General features: G+C 53.0%; 18 protein-coding genes and 1 pseudogene. 9 read left to right on the top strand and 10 right to left on the bottom strand.

The window, feature by feature from the left end; all coding sequences use genetic code 11:
* Positions 1-206 precede the first annotated feature (206 nt).
* The 6 genes and pseudogenes from IT527_RS09720 to IT527_RS05805 form a co-directional block, all read right to left on the bottom strand.
* Positions 207-440 (bottom strand): annotated as a pseudogene (locus IT527_RS09720) (carboxypeptidase-like regulatory domain-containing protein); the annotation flags it as partial.
* Positions 437-1,798: a hypothetical protein gene (locus IT527_RS05825; protein ID WP_292967589.1), complete on the bottom strand. Its 1,362-nt coding sequence runs from the start codon at positions 1,796-1,798 to the stop codon at positions 437-439. The gene IT527_RS05825 and the pseudogene IT527_RS09720, both read right to left, overlap by 4 nt.
* A 6-nt stretch (positions 1,799-1,804) precedes the next feature.
* Positions 1,805-2,497 carry a hypothetical protein gene (locus tag IT527_RS05820; protein WP_292967588.1) on the bottom strand — a complete coding sequence of 231 codons (693 nt, stop codon included), beginning with the start codon at positions 2,495-2,497 and terminating at the stop codon, positions 1,805-1,807.
* A gap of 36 nt (positions 2,498-2,533) precedes the next feature.
* Positions 2,534-3,199 (bottom strand): hypothetical protein, encoded by a 666-nt coding sequence (locus IT527_RS05815; RefSeq protein WP_292967587.1) that lies wholly within the window; start codon positions 3,197-3,199, stop codon positions 2,534-2,536.
* Positions 3,200-3,781: 582 nt separating this feature from the next.
* Complete coding sequence (locus IT527_RS05810) at positions 3,782-5,236, bottom strand: DUF3482 domain-containing protein (RefSeq protein ID WP_292967586.1); 1,455 nt, start codon at positions 5,234-5,236, stop codon at positions 3,782-3,784.
* Positions 5,236-6,630: a DUF2868 domain-containing protein gene (locus tag IT527_RS05805; RefSeq protein WP_292967585.1), complete on the bottom strand. Its 1,395-nt coding sequence runs from the start codon at positions 6,628-6,630 to the stop codon at positions 5,236-5,238. The genes IT527_RS05810 and IT527_RS05805 overlap by 1 nt, the downstream gene beginning before the upstream one ends.
* Positions 6,631-6,863: 233 nt before the next feature.
* Here IT527_RS05805 and IT527_RS05800 point away from each other — a divergent pair, with 233 nt between their 5' ends.
* Positions 6,864-7,574 carry a type 1 glutamine amidotransferase gene (locus tag IT527_RS05800; protein ID WP_292967584.1) on the top strand — a complete coding sequence of 237 codons (711 nt, stop codon included), beginning with the start codon at positions 6,864-6,866 and terminating at the stop codon, positions 7,572-7,574.
* 62 nt (positions 7,575-7,636) lie between these two features.
* On the opposite strand, the gene rpoH is transcribed toward IT527_RS05800, so the two are convergent.
* Positions 7,637-8,479, bottom strand: coding sequence for an RNA polymerase sigma factor RpoH (gene rpoH / locus IT527_RS05795; RefSeq protein ID WP_292967583.1), 843 nt, complete (start codon positions 8,477-8,479; stop codon positions 7,637-7,639).
* Between the two features lie 116 nt (positions 8,480-8,595).
* The gene (locus IT527_RS05790; protein WP_292967582.1) at positions 8,596-9,729 is read right to left on the bottom strand and encodes an alkene reductase; all 1,134 of its coding nucleotides are present in this window, start codon (positions 9,727-9,729) and stop codon (positions 8,596-8,598) included.
* Positions 9,730-10,239: 510 nt separating this feature from the next.
* Between IT527_RS05790 and IT527_RS05785 the strand changes: the two genes are divergently transcribed.
* The 6 genes from IT527_RS05785 to IT527_RS05760 all read left to right on the top strand — a co-directional run bounded on the left by IT527_RS05785 (position 10,240) and on the right by IT527_RS05760 (position 16,356).
* Positions 10,240-11,724 (top strand): alginate export family protein, encoded by a 1,485-nt coding sequence (locus IT527_RS05785; RefSeq protein WP_292967581.1) that lies wholly within the window; start codon positions 10,240-10,242, stop codon positions 11,722-11,724.
* Between the two features lie 27 nt (positions 11,725-11,751).
* Positions 11,752-12,759 carry a sulfate ABC transporter substrate-binding protein gene (locus IT527_RS05780; RefSeq protein ID WP_292967580.1) on the top strand — a complete coding sequence of 336 codons (1,008 nt, stop codon included), beginning with the start codon at positions 11,752-11,754 and terminating at the stop codon, positions 12,757-12,759.
* A gap of 33 nt (positions 12,760-12,792) precedes the next feature.
* On the top strand, positions 12,793-13,656 hold the full coding sequence (gene cysT, locus IT527_RS05775) for a sulfate ABC transporter permease subunit CysT (RefSeq protein WP_292967579.1): 864 nt from the start codon (positions 12,793-12,795) through the stop codon (positions 13,654-13,656).
* A gap of 9 nt (positions 13,657-13,665) precedes the next feature.
* Complete coding sequence (gene cysW / locus IT527_RS05770; protein WP_292967578.1) at positions 13,666-14,544, top strand: sulfate ABC transporter permease subunit CysW; 879 nt, start codon at positions 13,666-13,668, stop codon at positions 14,542-14,544.
* Positions 14,541-15,626: a sulfate ABC transporter ATP-binding protein gene (locus tag IT527_RS05765; RefSeq protein ID WP_292967577.1), complete on the top strand. Its 1,086-nt coding sequence runs from the start codon at positions 14,541-14,543 to the stop codon at positions 15,624-15,626. The genes cysW and IT527_RS05765 overlap by 4 nt, the downstream gene beginning before the upstream one ends.
* A 133-nt stretch (positions 15,627-15,759) precedes the next feature.
* Positions 15,760-16,356, top strand: coding sequence for an FABP family protein (locus IT527_RS05760; RefSeq protein ID WP_292967576.1), 597 nt, complete (start codon positions 15,760-15,762; stop codon positions 16,354-16,356).
* Positions 16,357-16,419: 63 nt separating this feature from the next.
* Here IT527_RS05760 and pyrC read toward each other — a convergent pair whose 3' ends face one another.
* Both pyrC and rsmI read right to left on the bottom strand, forming a co-directional pair.
* Positions 16,420-17,505, bottom strand: a complete 1,086-nt coding sequence (gene pyrC, locus IT527_RS05755; protein WP_292967575.1) for a dihydroorotase — start codon at positions 17,503-17,505, stop codon at positions 16,420-16,422.
* A gap of 126 nt (positions 17,506-17,631) precedes the next feature.
* Positions 17,632-18,504, bottom strand: coding sequence for a 16S rRNA (cytidine(1402)-2'-O)-methyltransferase (gene rsmI / locus IT527_RS05750; protein WP_292967574.1), 873 nt, complete (start codon positions 18,502-18,504; stop codon positions 17,632-17,634).
* Between the two features lie 215 nt (positions 18,505-18,719).
* Between rsmI and IT527_RS05745 the strand changes: the two genes are divergently transcribed.
* Both IT527_RS05745 and IT527_RS05740 read left to right on the top strand, forming a co-directional pair.
* The gene (locus IT527_RS05745; protein WP_292967573.1) at positions 18,720-20,507 is read left to right on the top strand and encodes an ABC transporter ATP-binding protein; all 1,788 of its coding nucleotides are present in this window, start codon (positions 18,720-18,722) and stop codon (positions 20,505-20,507) included.
* 108 nt (positions 20,508-20,615) lie between these two features.
* The coding region (locus tag IT527_RS05740; protein WP_292967629.1) for a YraN family protein at positions 20,616-20,877 on the top strand (262 nt) is incomplete at its 3' end.

The raw sequence follows: 20,877 nt of genomic DNA, 5'->3' as shown, positions 1-20,877 counted from the left end.
CTCTGCTTTCCCCCATTCCTATATGCGTAACAATCTACCGTCTTCGCCGTTATACCACTGGGTAGAGTAACTCTTATCCAGAAACCCTGGCCCTGTGTAATATGAGTGGTAGGACAACCTGTAACATCTATCGCCTCTAAAGCCAGTCCGCTGAAATTTTTATTATTAACTGTATAAGTTACCTCCACATCCTTATTTTCTATTGAAATCTCAAAGTTAGAATCAGTAAAGTCCCATCCAGCCGGAAGATTTGGAAATGTCAGTTTGTAACACCCTGCATCAAGATTCTCAAAAGTCACTTTCCCATTGTTATCAGTTTTTCCAGATTGCTTAATTTGGCTTGTATTTGTCACAACAACTTTCGCGTTGGAAAGAATTCCTATACCTGTTGTTTTACCTGATATGGCAGGTCCCACATTAAGGGTTATTGAAAGGTTCATGTTATTCTCCTAAATGAATAGTTAACAGGACGATTCTGCTGGCAGTAACCTGCCGGCAAAAGGTTAGGTTGCTGCGGCTTCGCAGAACAATCTGCCGCTGCTTTCAACGTATTGCGCAATGCCCAGTGGGTGAGCAGCTTTCCCAGCAGGGCACTTTCCTGTTCCGGGCTCATGCGTCCATCGGCACGTGCTTGGCCGATCACGGCAAAAGTCAGAACCGGCGAAGCCTGATACATCCTCGCAGGCTGCTGCTGCCAGATGGAGAACAGTGTCTGAAGCTGTTGCGGCGAGCGGTTCTGTACCTGTAAGGCTTCGGCCAGACTCGCTCCACGCAGGCTTTGCGGGCGATGATTGACCAGCAGTGTCACAAAGCCGGGCAATGTCGCTTGAAGCATTTCATAATTGCGCCGCTGTGCAGCATTCAATTCGTCCAGCGGGTAGTAGTCTTCCCATAGCTGAGCCAGATGCTGCCATTGCGTATGGGGATAAAGTGCCTGCCCGATTGCACAACCCAGTTTGACGCGAATCCAGGGTGACGGATGCGGGTCATCCCGACTCAGGCGAAATACGAAGGCACGTGGCAGGCTGACCACACCCATCAATCCGAGTGTGGCGGCAATACCAATGCGGGCGATCGACCAGAAATCCGCAACGATCTCTGAAATCCACCGTTCCCATAGTGACCAGACCACGTTGTACACTCCGCTGCCCCGTTTCATCCCCTGCAAAACAGGCCGCAGGGAATTGACCAAGTTCAGCAGTGCAGCAGACTGATGACCGACTTCATGAATCAGGGAAGAAGCAACGCCACTACCGACCATACGTTCCCGGGGAATGCGAATCATTACTACCGGATTTTCACCGCCACCCGGCAGTCGTGTCCTTACACGGCGAATTGCCGCACCAATACCGCGATCGAGATAACAGATGATCGGCGGTACCTCGTAGTAATGCCCCGGAATGACAAGTGCATCCGCCGAAACCGCTTCCAGGCCGGCAAGCCAGACGCCGACTTCATTTTCACTGCGCTGCGTGAGGGCATCGTCAAACAGATCAAACTGTGTCAGCACTGTATTGAATCGCAGCCGCAGCAGCGAGAACAACCGCTGTGCATGGGCGGGTGCCGCCCTTCGGCCGGACGGGCTGCGCAGCCATGCGATGTAGCGCCGGATCAGCCTCCTTAATTCCTGTCGCCCCCGCATCAGATAACGCTCAATACCGGTTTGTGCTGCCGGTAACAGTGATGCGGCAGGCAACATGGTTTCGTGCAGGGCAAAAGGTTTGACCCGTTTCAGTCTGGTCAGCAGGGCACGAGCCTCCTGCTCAAGCATCCACGTGGCATAGGAAGCGGTAACCATGGCAGGCTATGCTCCGAGCAGAATAATTTTGTTTCCGCGCCGGATCCAGCGCCCGCTCACAGCACCCCGTCCGCAGGAAGGACACGGACTGCCGGCTGCACCGGCGACGATCGCTGGCGTACCGCGAATCAGACCCGGCGCAAGTTGCCGGGCAGCGGTGGCTATCGCAGATTGTGCGGCAGTTGCGGGATTGACTGCCCGTGGTGCTAACGCTGCATTTTTTGCCGCAGCACCGGCGAGTTGTACAAACCTTTTGGCAACTTCATATTCCTGGTCTTCATGACTCAACCCTTCCAGTTCAAGGCCAAAAATCCTGCCGGCATTAGCAGCCAGCTGACCGCCAATTTTGGCTCCACCCGCCCCCCCAAAATAACCGCCAATGGCGCTGCCCACCATCGGCAAAGCCTTTTTGGCCGCTCCTTTCAGCAACCCACCCAGCTGCTGCCCGACTGGCGATCTGACAAATTTTCCGGCCACCTGGCCCGCTTTTTTGATGAGATCCCCCAGGAACTGATCCAGCTCTGCCTCATCGCTGATCTCCAGAAGCTCGGCTGCAAGCTCCATCGCTTCGACCTCGCTAAAAACAGCGGTTTCGCCCCCCCACTCTGCTTCACCCGATTCCCCATATTCATACTGATCGTGTTCGTAATTTTCCAGATCGGTATTGGCTTCCAGCGTAGTGCGATCAATGTCATGCATGATGTCATCCTCCTCAAAAATACGTTCAGGAATAATTCAGGTATTGAGAATAATGATGTTGCGGCCTCGCCGGATCCACCTGCCTCCCTGCCCTTTGCCCGGCACGACCACAGGCATGGCCGTCCTCGCTCTCGCTGTCAGATTGGGCACATATATTTGTGCAGCTTTATTTGCAGCCATTTGTGCGGCACTGCGCGGATCACCGGAGGGAGGGGCCGACAGGGCATTCCTGGCGGTGTTGGCAGCAAAGCGGATAAACTGTTTTCCACCTTCGAATTCACGATCTTCCTGACTCAGTGTTTCCAGCTCAAGCCCAAGCGCACCTCCAGCTGCAGAGGCAAGCCCGCTGCCAATCTTTGCTCCCAGCGGCCCACCAAAATAGGCACCTAAAGCACCACCTGCAATGGGTAACGCCTTTTTGGCAACACCTTTGATCACCCCACCTATAGCTCGGCCGATAGGGGATTTCACCACCTTGCCAATGGCTCCTCCGACCTTCTTGATTAATCCGCCCAGAAACTGATCCAGTTCCGCTTCATTACTGATTTCCAGAAGTTCGGCAGCCAGTTCCATCACTTCATTTTCGTTAAAGACTTCACCCCACTCCGCTTCACCATACTCAAATTGCTCACCTTCATACTGTTCAGCTTCAAAACCACTTATTTCCGGATCGAATTCAAAAATATTTTCGTTCTCGTACATGATCTGGCCCTCCAATGTTTTAATTTCCCCAAAAACCTTGTCTGATGACTCATATCAGCCATGCAGACATACGTTAACGAGTTCAGGATTCCGCTCTCGCAGGGTCAACCTGTTTAATCCGGCTGCCTTCACATCAGATAGAAGCAAGCAACATGCCAAAAACTAAAAATACCGGGAAATTCAGTAAAAAATGAATATAACAGATTGAATAATAACAATATTATTACAGCGCGATGATGTGCAGACTGCTATGTGGACTGGTTACGTGATTCCAGATCAGGCGAAGCTGATTTCGGTAAACACCACCCGTATTACTCACACAACGAAAGAAATTTCGGTACTGCAGGCGCACCTGATCAGTGCAGGGATTTTGTTAACCGGGATTGGATAACGACCAGACAGGGTGCCTGGTTAGCAGTACAGTGATAATTTTTCGGAAAAGGCGGGGATAACTTTTCTCGCATGGCACGGTATGGCATGGGATGCATGCTGTGGACGACTTTCCTGCAAATATATCTTTCACCCCGGGGCACGCGGCATGCCTGGACGGCAGGCTCAGGGCTGGCTGATTACAGCCGGAACCTAAAGTGCCGGGCTCTTCAGCAAAGCATCCGTCAGCCTTTTTTCGATTGAGCCATACCGGGCATCGTGATCGTGAAGCGCTGATGATCCGCCCCACGCCGGGTTCTGCCTGAGCATATCAATAATCTGCTGCCAGTCTTCCGGCAGCTCGCCACGCTCCGGCGGCTGCCCCACCTGATCGGTATGACAGGCGGCGTGTCCCCGGTTCATCAGTTTGTCCAGCAGCTGATGCTGGCGCAGGTACAATAATTGCAGAGTAGTGTCATCCGCGCATAACCAGCGGGTACCTTTGATTTTTGCCTGGATTTCCCTGCCATAACGCTTGAAGGTAGACCAGCCGGTTCCGGCAAGGGCGCCCAGGATACTGGCTGCCCCCAGGCTCAATCCCCCCACCATCAGATCAATTCCCGCTCCGGCAGCAGCACCTTTAAGAGCAGCACTGCCAACATCCAGACCATAGGCTTTCAGCACACCGGGTGCAAACAGATCAAGCTGCCAGTAACCGTTTTGTACCGGTATTTTTTGCAGTTCGATATCGTTATCTGTGAAATTGAACATTTTCAGCAAATCAGCCAGACAATGCTGCTCTGCCTGGCGAACAAAATCCTGCAGCCTGGCTGCAGCAGAGGAAGCCTCCGCTAAATCCCGCGTATCCCCTCCCGTATTTCCAGTCTGCCCCGTATGCTCGCGGTAGCATGCTGCAGTGATGATTAACCCTGCAATCCGCCGGGCAGCCGACATACAAAGCTGGTTCCAGACTCTGGCACGATGGTCGATCAGACGCTGCAGGCGGGTGTAGTGATCTTCCAGCAGGCTTTGTATTTTCTGGTACAGGCGTTTCTCTGCTTCAAAAGCAAATGCCACGGTATCCAGCTCAAGCGAGGCATAAATGTTGAACGCTGCCAGCTTTTTTCTCCACAGATCCAGTTCTGCCCGATGCGATGCGGTAAAGTTGAAGACCGGGATCATGGGCTTCATCGCCTTGCCAAGTGTCTCGATTTCAATGAGATATTTTTCCAGTACCGGTTCACGCACATCGATTACATATAGCAGCACATCGCTGCGCAATACCTGCCGGATAACTTTGGCTTCCTGTTCCAGCGAATCATTAAGTGGTGTTGCAGCCACAAATTTTTCCAGCAGCTCAACCGGTGTCAGGCGTTTGTTGCGGGCAGCAGTCACATGCAGCCTGTCCTGCAGCGCATAGACATCTTCGATTCCGGGTGTGTCGTGCAAATTCAGCACCGCTTCACTACCGGCAAAAATAGTCGCCCGTTCAACATGCCGGGTTGTCCCGGCAGCATCTTCAACTCTGCCAAAACGGGTACTGCGCAGCAGGGTGCGAATCAGCGACGTCTTTCCGGTATTGGTATGGCCGACAACCGCTATCTCCAGCAGGGGTGTTCCCTGTGCCGGCGCTGTACCGGCAGATTTCATTTCAGAATGTATGGTCATCAGGAAAGGACATGTTCGGCCGGAATCGCACAAGTCTGTGCCAGACGGTACCAGGCCTGTTTGCGTGATTCCGCAACCGGGATCGCAGAACTGCCTGGCAGCAGCATCAGCCAGACCTGGCCGGAAGCCAGTGTTGCCAGTTCGCTTATCATTCGCTGCACCCCGCGATCAGGCAGCCGGTGTGCCGCCACGCCAATAAGCAATGCATGCCTGGATTTTTTAAGCGTATCTGAAACACGGATAAATGTTTTCTGATCTGCCACATTTTCCTGGCACACCACCCCTTCCGGCCAGGCAGCATGATTATCCAGCTCAATACCGATCACCAGCGCATCTGCAGGGAAAGGGCGGTTATGTTCACTGCGGGCGGCCAGCGCCGGCTGTTCCTTTCCCATGCCCGGATCCCGGTCGATCACACTGGTTACAAATTCTTTAGCTATCAGGCTCTGTCGCAGCGTGACATAGTAAGGCAGATACAAATCCAGTTTGTAGCGGTACTCCGACAGCTTCAGCATACAGAAAGACAACAGGATCAGGATCAGCCGGGGTAATAATCCATAGACAACCAGTGCCCCCACCAGAAACCCGGCCCAGGCACTTCGGATGGCTGAATCCTGCACACCTGCACCGATCCGGCTGGCCACAATCTGCCCGCTGTCCGGCACAATCAGGCCAATATGCTGCATTGGCACCCCCAGCAAACGGGTCAGTTCCGGCAGGCTGTTCTCCGGCAGCAGTGTCGTCCCCCAAACAAAATCATACTGCTTTGCCAGCATCAGCAGGATTAATACACCCATGCCGGTCAGCAGATAAACCAGCCAGAACTGGTGGGTCAGCACACTGATCCGCCACCTGCCCGCCCTGCCGGACAGACAGGTTTCCCACCAGGCACGCGCGGCAAGGGTGCTGACAGAATCCGTTTCCTTTTTCCTGAAATAAAAAGGCAGCCAGCAGACCAGTTGCGCCGCAATACCTGAACTCAAGCCCTGGATATTTAGGGAAATCCCGATACACCACAGCAACATTGACAGGAAATTGAACCCGAGCAGAACAACCAGCAGCCAGTAAATATTCAATGTGGAAGATTCGCCCGTTGCATGAGCTGCAGCCAGCCCCCCGAGAATGGCCGCCAGCAGCAGGATAACTCTGCCGGTTCGCACAAACAGCTTCCCCGGCTGCCGGAGCACTTCATCCAGGTGATTATCATGAATCAGATGGTGAGCGCGATCCAGCAGCCTTTCCAGAAAAGCCGGGTAGCTGAAACCTGAAGCCGGATACGCTTCCATACTCGCAATACCCGCATAGGAAAGCGCCTGCGGCTGTCCGGTTTCGATATGTCGCAGCTGTTCCAGCCGAACCAGATCATTGAAATCGTGGTTTTTTAATGCCTTCACTATTTTGATACCAAAGCAGGAGAAATAAAAACGGAGTGCCCTTCCAGGCGTCAATCCGGAAAATTCGCCATTTACCGGCGAAGCAGACTGTCATTTCATTCCGGCATATCGTAATACAACCTCGTTCCCGTAAAAAACCGGAAAGCCGTACAATCCACGTTCTACTGAACAATTCGGCAGACCCGAAAGGGGGCAGTGAAATCTGTTCACTTATTCCAGGAAGGATATTATCGATGAAACCCGTCGCAATTCTCAGGTTTTTCCCGATCGAAGGGCCCGGCTATTTTGCCACATTTCTCCACCACCATCACATTCCCGGCCAGCTTATCTGCCTGGATGAAGGGGCATCTCCCCCGGAAAATCCGGACAGTTACAGTGGCCTGGTACTGATGGGAGGGCCCATGAGTGTAAACGACGATTTACCCTGGATCAGCCAGGTGAAATTGCTCATCAGACGGGCGGTGGCAGCCGATATTCCGGTTCTGGGCCATTGTCTGGGAGGGCAGCTGTTATCAGTCGCCCTGGGTGGCACAGTCACTGGCAACCCGGTCAGGGAACTGGGATGGGGACAGGTCAATATAGAAAATTCGCCTGTTGCCCATGCGTGGTTTGGCAGCGACCTCACGGAATTTGAAGCCTTTCACTGGCACGGAGAAACTTTCAGCATCCCGGAAAAAGCAGCCCGGCTGTTATCCAGCCCCTACTGCCCCAATCAGGCTTTTGCGCAGGGAATACATCTGGGCCTGCAATGCCATATTGAAATGACTTGTGAAATGGTGGAAATATGGTGCGAGGCAAATGCTGCCGAGCTCTTGCAAAACCAGGGGGGTCCCGCAGTGGCCACATCGGAAGAAATTCAGGCCAGCCTGAACAACCGCATTGCTGCACTGCAATCAGTTGCAGACCGTCTGTACAGGAAATGGATTACCGCTTTGAAGACTTAAAAACTTGAAATACTGACGGCCGCATTACACGGCCGCCAGTCTGAGAACAGTTCCTGCAATGATTACACCGCTATCTCCGCCCGCATTTTCTTCATCGCCTTGGCTTCAATCTGGCGCACTCGCTCAGCCGAAACACCCAGCTCATCCGCCAGTTCATGCAACGTAGCCGCTTTATCTTCCTGCAGCCAGCGAGCTTCGATAATACGGCGGCTGCGTTCGTCCAGGCCATCCAGTGAATGCTTCAGTCTGGCATGTGTCAGCTGCTCCAGTTGCTCTTTTTCCAGTTCCCGGGATGGATCCGATCCATCAGTCAGGTACGCGATCGGACTGAAATCATCTTCATCACTGTCTGTTACCGGTTCCAGTGAAATATCCCGCCCGCTGAAACGTGTTTCCATTTCGACAACTTCTGCAGCCTTGACACCCAGCTGTTCTGCCATCGAAGCCACTTCAGCCTGGCTCATTGTATCCAGTCCTTTCTTCATACTGCGCAGATTGAAAAAAAGCTTTCTCTGCTGTTTGGTCGTGGCAATCTTGACCAGCCGCCAGTTACGCATAATGAATTCATGAATTTCCGCCCTGATCCAGTGAATTGCAAAGGAAATCAGCCGGACACCCCGTTCAGGATCAAACCGTCTGACAGCCTTCATCAGGCCGATATTGCCTTCCTGAATCAGATCAGCATGCGGCAGCCCATATCCCAGATAGCCACGTGCAACAGTCACTACCACACGCAAATGGGACAGTACCAGCTGGTGCGCAGCACTGATGTCACCCTCTTCCCGCATGCGTTTAGTCAGAGAAATCTCCTCTTCCCGGGATAAGATGGGGAAACTGCCGGCTGCACGGATATAACCATCCAGATCTCCACCTGTTATCACCGGCAAAGTCATAACCTCACTCATGGTTGTCTCCTTTAATTATTCAGAATGAGCCCCAGGTCAAACGGACTCCATGTAATTAAGCGTAATAGACATACTTTAGCACTCATAGTTCATGAGTGCTAACACGATTAGCATTGTTATAACGGTTTATTCGAGGAGTGCAGGAAAGGATAATCGATATAACCATGCTCACCGCCACCATAAAAGGTGCTGCTGTCAGGTTCTGTCAGCAGTGCATTCAGTCGCAACCGTTCAACCAGATCCGGATTGCTGATAAACAGGCGACCAAAGGAAACAAGATCTGCCTGACCGGTTTCGATTGTTTGCCGGGCACGCACAGGATCGTAGCCATTATTGAGCATCCAGGCAGCCTTGCCACCGGCATCACGGTAAGCCTGCTTCAAGGCAGCATAGTCGAATGGCGCACTCCCCTGCTGATAATCACGCGCGCCACCAGTGGCACCTTCAATAACATGAATGTAGGACAGCGCATCTCTTGCGAGGCCGCGTACCACATATTCAAACAGCAGCTGGGGCTCCGGGTCGAACATATCGTTGGCGGGGGTGACGGGCGATAATCGGATACCGGTACGCACCGCACCGATTTCATCAGAAACTGCTCTGACCACTTCAAACAGGAATCGCGCGCGATTTTCAATGCTGCCTCCATAATCGTCACTGCGCCGGTTGGAATTTGAACGCAGAAACTGATCGATCAGATAGCCATTGGCAGCATGAATTTCGACACCATCAAAACCGGCCGTAATAGCTGCCCGTGCAGCACGACGATAATCCTCAACAATTCCGGGCAGTTCGCTGATTTCCAGTGCGCGCGGCAGTGAAACCGGCACAAAACCACCCTGACCGCCGGCATCAATCAGATAAGTCTTGCTCTGCGCCTGAATAGCGGATGGTGCCACCGGAGCCTGGCCATCTGGCTGAAGGCTGTTATGTGAAACCCTGCCAACATGCCACAACTGCACGACAATTCTGCCACCTCCGGCATGTACAGCCTGAGTTACAGCACGCCAGCCATTCAGCGCCTCCCGGGTGTAAAGCCCCGGAACATTTGCATAACCCTGCCCTTGCGGAGAAATGGCCGTCCCCTCCGTAATAATCAGTCCGGCACTGGCACGCTGTGCGTAATAGGTCACAGTGGCGGGTTGCGGAACAGCCCCGGGTGAGCGATTGCGGGTAAGCGGTGCCATGACGACACGATTGGCAAGTGACAGACCGGAAAGATCAAATGGATCAAAAAGTGTCATAACCATAATTATTTGCAATGAGATAAAAATAAAGGCGTGTTACCGGAATTGTCTCATTTTGCCGGAAATCCTCCAAAAAACGCTGGTGGGACCGCCATCCAGAGAAAAAACAGATAAAAACCGGTAATGCAGGCAAAGCGCGGCAAACCATCGGATAATTTTCTTTATATACAAAATATAAATAAAGAAATCATTATTTATTATTTTTAATGATAAATAATTGTTGGTATCTTCTCTGCATTCGCACGGGCAATATTGAAACAGCAATCACAGCAGGAACACGCTTTATTTTATTACTGCTGAAAACCTTGCGATCACCCGACCGGGAAAACCCGGGATTCTCTGAAAAACGTTAACGAGACAGCTGGCACAAAGAAAAAAGCGGATAAAAACAGGCAACAGAACGCAGTTTACAGATAATAAACAAGTATTTTGAGGCTGTTTTTAACGCAGTGGTCCACACCGATCGTTTTTCAGAGAATCCCCAGATAACTTCTTTCCGGCACGAGGATATCAATGAAGCACCCGACACAGGCATGGCTTTACCTGATCCTATTTCTGTTACAGACCAGCATGATTTACGCGAAAGAAAGTTTCACAGCAACCGGGAGCAATCAGGCAGTACGGGAAACGATACCGCCAGATTTCTATCAGTCCGCCCGCAGTTACAGCACTCAGCCGGAATCCGACCCGCCCCGTTATGTGCGTACTCTCTCCAAAACGGGGATCGGTGCTTTCAGCAGTCTTGACTGGCTGGATGCCGGGCTGGATTACCGCGTACGCTATGAACATCGTCACAATGATATCCGGCGCTCTCGCATTACCACGGATGACCCTGTTTTACTCCGGACACGGGCTTATCTGGGCATCAAAGAAATCCTGGATCCCCTGCGTTTCGCTGTCGAATTTGAAGACGCACGCCGCTATAACGGTAAATTCCCTAAAGATAACCGCGACTGGAATGAATTCGAACTGATCCAGACCTATGGTGAACTCTATTTCAGAGATGCGCTGGGGCGTGACGACCCGGGCAATTACCGTCCTGTCAGGATCCGGGCCGGCCGCATGGCCTGGGAAACACTGGATCGGCGCTTACTGGCCAGTAATCAGTGGCGCAACACCACCAATAATTTTGAAGGTTTCCGCATTACCTTCGGCCGGGAATCGAATGATTGGGAACTGGATGCATGGGGCGTGCAGCCGGTCATAAGACTGACAGACAAATTTGATCGGCGCGACAAAGGCCAGTGGTTTTACGGCGTAATCGGACATTTTCGCCAATGGTCGAAAATAATCACCCTGCAGCCCTATTACATGGGATTAATGCAGGATGGCGATGGTGGAACCCGAATTAAACGTGAAATCCACTCTCCCGCCATACGGGCCTACGGTGTTGTGCCCGACACTGAAGTGGATTTTGATCTTGGTGCCATTTATCAGTTTGGCCGCGACGGCGGACAGAAAAAATCGGCACATGCCTATCTGCTCGAATTCGGCTATACCTTTCGACAAATCGCCTGGAAACCGCGCATCAGTGTTTTTTATGGCTACGCAAGCGGAGACCGCAATCCAAATGACAACACAAACAACCGCTTTGAACGATTTTTCGGTTTTGCACGCCCCTGGTCAGCTGATGACAACATCATCATGGAAAACATCCAGGCACCCAAAATAAAGGCAGAGTTCCAGCCACATCCGGATTTACAAATTGATGGCGGCTATAACGGCTTCTGGCTCGCCAGTAAAACTGATCGTTTCAACAACCTGCTCAACAGCAGCCAATACAACCGTGATCGCAGCGGCAGCAGCGGCGGTTTTCTCGGACATTCTGCCGATATTCGTGCCCGTTACAAGCTGACACCCCATATCAGTACCACACTGGGCTATTCGCACTGGTTCAACGGCGGATTCGTAAAAAACCGGCAGCTGGCGGAACTGGGAGATACCACTGCCGGTACGGATTTTTTCTATATAGAAGTCGCTGTCAGCGCATTCAAATAACATCAGCTTATCCATTAGGGAAATCAGATGAAATTCAATACAGGATTGACAGCCGGATTGCTGATCCTGGGCCTGGTATGCACCCGCCATGCTCTGGCCGAACAGACGATACTCAACGTTTCCTATGACCCGACACGCGAGCTGTATGAGGAATACAACCGCGAATTTATCCGTCACTGGCAGGAAAAAACCGGTGAAAAAATCACGGTCAGGCAGTCTCATGGCGGTTCCGGCAAGCAGGCACGCGCGGTTATCGACGGCATACCTGCAGATGTAGTGACACTCGCCCTTGCTCACGACATCGATGCAATCAGCAAACAGTCCGGCCTGATTCCGGCCGACTGGCAGCAGCACCTGCCCAACAACAGTTCACCCTATCTCTCGACGATCGTCCTGCTGGTACGCAAAGATAATCCCAAAGGAATCAGGGACTGGGACGACCTGATTAAACCCGGTGTTGCCGTCATCACCCCCAATCCGAAAACATCAGGTGGCGCACGCTGGAATTATCTGGCGGCGTGGGGTTTTGCCCTGAAAAAATATGAGGGTGATGAAGCAAAAGCACAGGCGTTCCTCACCCGGCTTTACAGAAACGTCCCGATACTCGATTCAGGGGCACGCGGATCAACCATCAATTTCATCCAGCGCGGCATAGGGGATGTTCTGATTTCATGGGAAAACGAAGCATTCCTGGCACTCAGGGAATATGGCCAGGAGAAATTCGAAATCATCATCCCCTCGATCAGCATTCTTGCTGAACCCCCTGTCACCATCGTTGATAAAAATGCCGACAAGCATGGCGTGCGTAACATTGCCCGGGCTTACCTCGAACATCTGTACAGCAAAGCAGGACAGGAAATTGCGGTACGCAACTTCTACCGGCCGAGTGATCCGGAAATCGCCAGGAAATACGCTCATCAGTTTCCGACAGTCAATCTGTTTACCGTCAATGAAGTGGCAGGCAACTGGCAACTGGCACAGCACATTCATTTCAGCGATGGCGGCCTGTTCGACAAAATTTATGAATATCAGTAACCGGACCGACCGGATCATCAGGGAATCTGAATTTTGAGTAATCATAAGTATCATTCCGGCAAGCATCACTCTGGCAAGCGCCACTCTGTTTTACCCGGCTTCAACCTGGCACTTGGCTTTACGCTGCTTTATCTTAGCCTGATCGTGCTGATCCCGTTATCAGCAGCCTTTATTCACACCGCACAACTGACCTGGCCGGAATTCTGGAACACGGTAACTGCGCCCCGGGTCGTCGCCTCCTACCGGCTGACATTCGGCGCCTCACTGGCAGCCGCAACGGTCAATGCATGGTTCGGATTACTGGTCGCCTGGGTGCTGGTACGTTACCCGTTTCCGGGCAAGCGCCTGGTCGATGCCCTGATCGATCTGCCATTTGCATTACCCACTTCCGTGGCCGGCATTACGCTCACCGCGATCTATGCCGGAAACGGCTGGCTCGGCCAGTATCTGGAACCGCTGGGAATCAGGGTGGCCTTCACTCCCGCTGGTGTTTTCGTTGCGCTGACATTCATCGGATTGCCATTCGTCGTTCGCACCGTTCAACCGGTACTGGAAGACATCGAGAAAGAACTGGAAGAAGCTGCCGCCATGCTGGGCGCAACGCGCTGGCAGACTTTCCGGTACATTATTTTTCCGGCAGTGCTGCCCGCACTGACCACCGGTTTTGCGCTGGCCTTTGCCCGTGCCATCGGCGAATACGGCTCCGTCATTTTTATCGCCGGCAATATTCCAATGGTCTCGGAAATCACGCCATTACTCATCATCACCAAACTCGAACAATATGATTACGCCGGTGCAACGGCCATTGCTGTCGTCATGCTGGTGATTTCATTCATTCTTCTGCTGATCATCAACCTGCTGCAATGGCAGGTGCGCCGTCGCAGCACCAAAGCATAAAGGAAAACCATGACTGCCATCCCGTTATCCCAGACCTCTCCGGCACCGCACAAGGTGGTGACGCAGGAATCACCGCAGGTACGCCGGATACTCATCCTGCTGGCCCTCTCCTTCCTGTCGCTTTTTCTTTTACTGCCCCTGGTGGCAGTTTTCTTTGAGGCACTGAGAAAAGGATGGGAAGTTTATTTTGTCGCCATCACTGAACCCGATGCTCTCGCCGCCATCCGCCTGACCCTGATCGCAGCTGCCATCGCCATACCGCTCAACCTGCTATTCGGTATTGCAGCCGCCTGGACGATTGCCAAATTCGAGTTCCGCGGCAAAAGTATCCTCACTTCCCTGATCGATCTGCCATTCTCTGTCTCTCCTGTTGTCGCCGGATTAATTTACGTACTGATATTCGGTCTGCAGGGCTGGGCAGGCCCGTGGCTGCGTGAACACGATCTTTCCGTCATCTTTGCCGTACCCGGCATCGTTCTGGCAACAATTTTTGTCACTGTGCCGTTCATTGCACGTGAGCTGATTCCACTGATGCAGGCACAGGGAAGCGAGGAGGAAGAAGCTGCCATCATTCTGGGCGCAAGTGGCTGGCAGACACTGTGGTACGTCACCCTTCCCAACATTAAATGGGGATTGCTGTACGGCACCATTCTCTGCAACGCCAGAGCAATGGGTGAATTTGGCGCTGTCTCGGTCGTTTCCGGGCACATTCGCGGCCTGACCAACACCCTTTCCCTGCACGTCGAAATTCTTTACAACGAATACAACTTTGTTGCCGCTTTTGCAGTGGCTTCCCTGCTGGCGTTACTTGCACTGGTTACGCTGGCACTGAAAACACTGGTTGAAGCCAAGGTGGCACAACAAGCCTCCAGAGGAAACCATTCATGACTATCGAAATACGCAATCTTTCCAGGCAGTTTGGCGCTTTCACCGCCCTGAACAACATCAATCTGAAAGTCAGACCGGGAGAATTGCTCGCGCTGCTGGGCCCTTCCGGATCCGGTAAAACCACACTGCTGCGGGTCATAGCCGGCCTTGAAACAGCCGATTCCGGGCAGGTGCTGTTTAATCAGGAAGATTCGACCGACAAACACATTCGTGACCGGCACGTTGGGTTTGTCTTTCAGCATTATGCCCTTTTTCGCAATATGACTATTTTCGATAATGTGGCTTTCGGCTTACGTGTCCGCCCCGGAAAACAGCGCCCCGGCAACCGGGAAATTCATCAGCGCGTGACCGAACTGCTGCAACTGGTGCAACTCGACTGGCTGGCAGACCGTTATCCGCACCAGCTTTCCGGAGGGCAGCGCCAGCGCATCGCACTGGCACGGGCACTGGCAGTCGAACCCGGTGTGCTGTTACTGGATGAGCCTTTCGGTGCGCTGGATGCCAAGGTGCGCAAGGAGCTGCGTGCCTGGCTGCGCAAGTTGCATGATGACATGCATATGACCAGTATCTTCGTGACACATGATCAGGAAGAAGCCCTGGAAGTGGCAGACCGGATTGTGGTCATGAATCGGGGCTGTATCGAACAGATTGGCACCCCCGATGAAGTGTATGAAAAACCGGCCAATCCGTTCGTGTATGAATTTCTCGGGCACGTCAATCTGTTCCACGGGCGTGTGCATCAGGGCCATGCATGGATCGGCGATCTCGAAGTTGACGCCCCGGAGTACCCGGAAGCCGAAGATCTCAATGCCATCGCCTATGTGCGGCCACATGACATTGAGGTCAACCGGACATTAAACGGTGAACCTGCCCTGGCTGCCCGTATTGTCCATATTCTTGCCATCGGCCCGATCGTACGGCTGGAACTGGCAGGCCAAGACAATCAGAGCGCAGATAATATTTACGCCGAAATCAGCAAGGCGCGCTTTCGTGAGTTGCGACTGGCGAAAGGAGATCAGGTGTTTATCAAACCACGCCGGCTGGATTTGTTTCCAGGTGACCGCCATCTGGCACTTTCCTGACTTTCATCCGGGTAGAGGACAGCCCGTAAACCTGATTTATCCCCTGTTTTTGTCATGCCTTATGAAAATTGTATTCAGACTTATGCCTGCGTATAGTGTAAATCTCTTGACAACCACATAAGGAGAGTTTGCCATGGATGAAATTCTCGGCCCGCAAAGACTCGGGCCACTCACCTGGCTGGTCGGTGAATGGGAAGGCAACACAGGTGTTGACGTGTCATACCACAATGCCGATGACCAAACGGGAAAGACCGGTTATTTTGAGAAAGCCTGGTTCCACCCGATTCCCAAAACAGAAAACGGTAAACAGTCACTCGAAGGGCTCAATTACAAAATGACCGCGTGGCGCCATGGCGAAGAGGCTATGGATCCGTTCCACGACGAAGTCGGTTATCTGCTGTGGGAAAAGGCTACTGGCCAGATCATGCGTGTTGTAGTCTTCGGCCGCGGGATCGCCATGATCGCTGGCGGTGATGCCAAGGCACGCGACAGGGTACTTCATTTCAAGGCAACCCCGGGTGATCCGAATTACGGCATTTTGCAGAACAAATATCTGTCAGCGCGTGCGGAGCTCAGAGATTTCAGCGGATCATTCACTCTGAATGATGATGGATCGTTCAGTTATGAGCAAACGCTTGTATTAAAGCTCGCAGCCATCGGCGGCAGGGAAATGCAGCATACAGACAGAAATACACTGCACCGTATATCCGGCAACTGTTGCCATTCCTGACGGCAAAAGAAGCTCGGGGCGTGTGACAGCAGGATCAGCCGGTTGCGTACTTGCCTCCTTACCTCAGCCGGGTCTGACGACTCTCTGACCGGGAGGGCATTCCATCAGCTTCCAGCCAACCTGCTCCCCTGCCCTGAGCGGTATCAGCCTGTCTTCACCCAGTTCAACCTGTTCCGGTACCCGCCAGCTTTCTTTTATCAGTGTGATTTGGCCGGTGTTGCGTGGCAGGTGGTAAAAATCCGGGCCATGAAAACTGGCAAATGCTTCAAGCTGATCCAGTCTGCCTGCCTGTTCAAATACCTCGGCATAGCATTCGATAGCGGCATGGGCACTGTAAATACCCGCGCAACCACAGGCTGATTCTTTATCTTTAACCGGATGTGGTGCACTGTCAGTCCCGAGGAAAAAGCGCGCATGACCACTGGTCGCTGCTTCCAGCAGTGCCTGACGGTGAATCTCCCGTTTCAGTACCGGTAAACAGTAATGATGCGGGTTCAGGCCTCCGGCAAATAAGGCATTGCGGTTCAGCATCAGGTGGTGCGCCGTGATCGTGGCAGCCACCCGGCCGGGTGCGGACTGCACAAATGCAACCGCATCGCGGGTTGTAATATGTTCAAAAACAACGCGCAATCCCGAAAAACGCTGCAGCAGCGGAATCATTACCCGGTCTATGAAAATTTTTTCCCGGTCGAAAATATCCACTGCGGGATCAACCACTTCTCCATGCACCAGCAGCGGTATATCAAGCTTTTCCATTTGTTCCAGCGCGGCTTCACAGCGGGCAATGTCTGTCACACCCGCATCGGAGTGTGTCGTTGCCCCGGCAGGATAAAGTTTTACTGCCTGCACCAGGCCGCTTTCTTTTGCCCGAGTGATTTCTTCAGGTGTAGTGGAATCCGTCAGGTACAGCGTCATCAGCGGCACGAACCGCCCGGCCAGCTCATCCGGCAAAGCAGACAGAATACGGGCGTGATAGGCAGCCGCCTGTTCAGTCGTCACAACGGGCGGCTTGAGATTCGGCATGATGATAGCGCGCGCAAAACGCCGGGCGGTGTCCGGTAACACCGATCGCATCGCATCGCCGTCACGCAAATGCAGGTGCCAGTCATCCGGACGGGTAAGTGTCAGTTTGCCTGTTGTATCGTTCAACCCTGTTTTCCTCACTGATCAAAAAATAAACACCAATTTTCCGCCGGAATCTCACAGCAGCAAAAACTCCCAGGTCTGGCTGGATGCTTTACGCCACAGGCGTTCCAAAGACGATAACTGAAACTGTCATATTTCTGTCTTTTGTTCCAGTGCCCGGGCATACAGTTTTTTTCTGCTTTCACCGGTAATCTCTGCAGTCAATTGTGCGGCCTGTTTCAGAGGCAGCTCCCGCTGCAGAACAGATAAGGTATGCACGGCCTGCGGACTGATGTCTTCCTGGTCCGGTTCTTCGGCCGGCGCCAGCAGTAAAACGAACTCGCCTCTCTGCCGGTTTTCATCGGCCTGCAGCCAGTCCGGTGCCTCTCCCAGCGCACAGGTATGAATCGTCTCGAATAGCTTGGTCAGTTCACGGGCGAACGTGATTTCACGGGTAGCACCCAATACGGCAACCATGTCTGCCACACTTTCGAGAATGCGATGCGGTGCTTCATAAAAAACCAGGATACAGGCGTATAGCGTTTTCAAACCGGCCAGCTTGCGCTGACGCTCCCCGCTTTTTGCCGGTAAAAATCCATAAAAGAAAAAATGCGGCGCAATCAGCCCGGAAGCGGATAAGGCACATAATGCCGCACTGGCGCCGGGAACCGGCACAACCGGAAAATGTTGTGCCAGCACCTGCTGCACCAGCAAGGCGCCCGGATCAGAAATGGCCGGCGTGCCGGCATCGGAAATCAGTGCCACTGATTTGCCGCTTCGTAACAGCCCGATGATTTTCTCTGCCGCATTGCCTTCATTATGCTGATGCAGCGGCAAGATGCGGGATGTGGCGGGCAGTGTATGTCCGGCCAGCAGTTTTTGTGCGTGCTGGACGTGTTCAGCTGCGATGCAGTCAACTGCCGACAACACTTCCAGCGCACGCAGGGTAATGTCGCGCAAATTCCCGATGGGTGTGCCAACCACATATAATGTTCCTTTGGCTATTCCTGCAGCAGCTGGCATATTCTGATGATGAAACATGAGTTCTGTTATTTGCCGGTGGGCGTGGCCGCACTATACGGCAGTTATCCCGCTTTTCCAATGTACCGGATGCTGCCGATGGAAGGATAGGTCAGCAAATAAAGCGACAAACAAAACAACAGACAATCTGCCGCAGCACCTGATTCCATCAGTCCACTTTTCCATCAATCCATTTGAATATCAGCCAACCCGATCCCATGTCCAGTCACTCAACCTCTCCGCTGGTTCGCCTGCTGCACTACGGCAGTGCTTTTCGCGGCCGCATCTGGCTCGCCACACTATTTTCGATTCTCAACAAACTGTTCGATCTGGCCCCGCCTGTCCTGATCGGTATGGCGGTGGATATTGTCGTCAACCAGAAATCTTCCGTATTCGCCCGGCTGGGGTACCCGGATGTCTCCACCCAGCTGTGGATACTGGCCGCAATCACGTTTATCGTCTGGGGGTTTGAATCCATCTGGGAGTATCTGCTCAAGCTCTGCTGGCGCAACCTGGCACAGAGCATCCAGCATACGCTGCGCCTGGATGCCTACAACCACGTCCAGAAACTGGAACTGGCCTATTTTGAGGCACGCAGCACCGGGGGAATGATGGCCATCCTGAACGATGACATCAACCAGCTGGAGCGGTTTCTGGATGTGGGAGCGAATGATCTCATCCAGCTGCTCACCACCGTCATTACCGTGGGTGGCATGTTCATCTACCTGACCCCGGGTGTGGCATGGATGGCGTTACTGCCCATGCCATTTGTCGTTGCCGGTTCATGGCTGTTCCAGAAGCGCATTGCCCCGCGCTACCTCGCCATGCGCGAACAGGTCAGTATCCTGAACAGCTACCTGTCCAATAATCTGGGTGGAATTGCCACTATCAAAAGCTATACCGCCGAACAGCATGAACTTGGCCAGATTGAACGTGAGAGCCGGATTTATCTGGAAAAGAACCAGCATGCCATCTCGTTAAGTGCTGCATTCGTCCCCATCATCCGCATGGTGATCGCACTCGGTTTCAGCGCCATTATGGTTGCAGCGGGGTTAATGGCTGCCGGCGGCGAACTCAATGTTGGTGCATACAGTATTCTGGTATTCATGACACAACGTCTGCTGTGGCCACTTACCCGTCTGGGAGAAACACTGGATCTGTTCCAGCGCGCAATGGCTTCCACCCATCGTGTGCTGGATTTACTGCAGGCTGAGCCGACCATTGTGGACGGGCCGCAAACGCTGGTGACTGAACGGGTCAGCGGTGAAATCGTCTTTGATGATGTCAGCTTCAACTATGAGCGGCGCGCCTCAACACTGAACCATCTCTCCCTGACTGTTCATGCCGGGCAAACGATTGCGCTGGTCGGCGCCACCGGCAGCGGCAAAAGTACGATCGTTAAACTGCTGCTGCGTTTTTACGAACCGCAACGGGGCCGCATCCTGCTGGATGGCCATGATATTCATGACCTGCGCTTGCATGATCTGCGCAAATCCATCGGACTGGTCAGTCAGGATGTTTACCTGTTCCACGGCACGGTGTATGAAAATATCGCGTATGGCACGTTTGACGCCGGTATGGAAGCTGTCATTGCCGCAGCCAAAGCAGCCGAAGCACATGATTTCATCATGGAACTGCCCGATGGTTATCAGACCATCGTGGGAGAACGCGGGCAGAAACTCTCCGGCGGCCAGCGGCAGCGCATCTCGATTGCTCGCGCTGTTCTCAAGAATCCGCCGGTGCTGGTGCTCGATGAAGCCACTTCCGCAGTGGACAACGAAACAGAAGCCGCCATCCAGCGTTCTCTGGAACACATTACCGTTGGCCGTACCACCATTGTGATTGCCCACCGCCTGTCCACCATCCGTAACGCCCACTGTATTTATGTACTGGACAAGGGTGAAATCGTGGAAACCGGCACACACGAAGCTCTCCTGTCACAAAACGGTCTGTACACCAACCTGTGGCAGGTGCAAACCGGGGAAAAGATGAGAGCACATGGATAAAAAATGGATTCTTCCGAATGTGGCGCATAACCGTAAAAAAGCCATCTTTGCGAATCCTGAAAGGATGAAGTAATCCAGCATCTTTTGCCAATAACGACAAATACACCCATGTCATCCGCAGGCAACAAAGGCAGCGATGCCGAGCAGCGGGCAGCAATCTTCCTCCAGCAGCAGAAACTGACGTTGCTGGAAAGCAACTACCGCTGCCGCTTCGGTGAAATCGACCTGATCATGCAGGAAGGCAACACGGTGGTATTCGTTGAAGTCCGGATGCGTTCCGGCAACCGGTTTGGTGGCGCAGCCGCCAGCATCACCACCGCCAAGCAGCTTAAACTGATACGCGCCGCCCGGCATTATCTGGCAATGCATG

The organism is Nitrosomonas sp., from assembly GCF_020852615.1.
Lineage (GTDB): Bacteria > Pseudomonadota > Gammaproteobacteria > Burkholderiales > Nitrosomonadaceae > Nitrosomonas.
The sequence above is the reverse complement of the archived record's forward strand: the minus strand, read 5'-3'. Positions and strand labels throughout refer to the sequence as shown.

What these genes read in the sequence shown, in the direction of transcription:
- IT527_RS05825 (WP_292967589.1), bottom strand. Translation starts at nt 1,798, where the DNA reads ATGGTTACCGCTTCCTATGCCACGTGGATGCTTGAGCAGGAGGCTCGT.
- IT527_RS05820 (WP_292967588.1), bottom strand. Translation starts at nt 2,497, where the DNA reads ATGCATGACATTGATCGCACTACGCTGGAAGCCAATACCGATCTGGAA.
- IT527_RS05815 (WP_292967587.1), bottom strand. Translation starts at nt 3,199, where the DNA reads ATGTACGAGAACGAAAATATTTTTGAATTCGATCCGGAAATAAGTGGT.
- IT527_RS05810 (WP_292967586.1), bottom strand. Translation starts at nt 5,236, where the DNA reads ATGACCATACATTCTGAAATGAAATCTGCCGGTACAGCGCCGGCACAG.
- IT527_RS05800 (WP_292967584.1), top strand. Translation starts at nt 6,864, where the DNA reads ATGAAACCCGTCGCAATTCTCAGGTTTTTCCCGATCGAAGGGCCCGGC.
- rpoH (WP_292967583.1), bottom strand. Translation starts at nt 8,479, where the DNA reads ATGAGTGAGGTTATGACTTTGCCGGTGATAACAGGTGGAGATCTGGAT.
- IT527_RS05790 (WP_292967582.1), bottom strand. Translation starts at nt 9,729, where the DNA reads ATGGTTATGACACTTTTTGATCCATTTGATCTTTCCGGTCTGTCACTT.
- IT527_RS05785 (WP_292967581.1), top strand. Translation starts at nt 10,240, where the DNA reads ATGAAGCACCCGACACAGGCATGGCTTTACCTGATCCTATTTCTGTTA.
- IT527_RS05780 (WP_292967580.1), top strand. Translation starts at nt 11,752, where the DNA reads ATGAAATTCAATACAGGATTGACAGCCGGATTGCTGATCCTGGGCCTG.
- cysW (WP_292967578.1), top strand. Translation starts at nt 13,666, where the DNA reads ATGACTGCCATCCCGTTATCCCAGACCTCTCCGGCACCGCACAAGGTG.
- IT527_RS05765 (WP_292967577.1), top strand. Translation starts at nt 14,541, where the DNA reads ATGACTATCGAAATACGCAATCTTTCCAGGCAGTTTGGCGCTTTCACC.
- IT527_RS05760 (WP_292967576.1), top strand. Translation starts at nt 15,760, where the DNA reads ATGGATGAAATTCTCGGCCCGCAAAGACTCGGGCCACTCACCTGGCTG.
- rsmI (WP_292967574.1), bottom strand. Translation starts at nt 18,504, where the DNA reads ATGCCAGCTGCTGCAGGAATAGCCAAAGGAACATTATATGTGGTTGGC.
- IT527_RS05745 (WP_292967573.1), top strand. Translation starts at nt 18,720, where the DNA reads ATGTCCAGTCACTCAACCTCTCCGCTGGTTCGCCTGCTGCACTACGGC.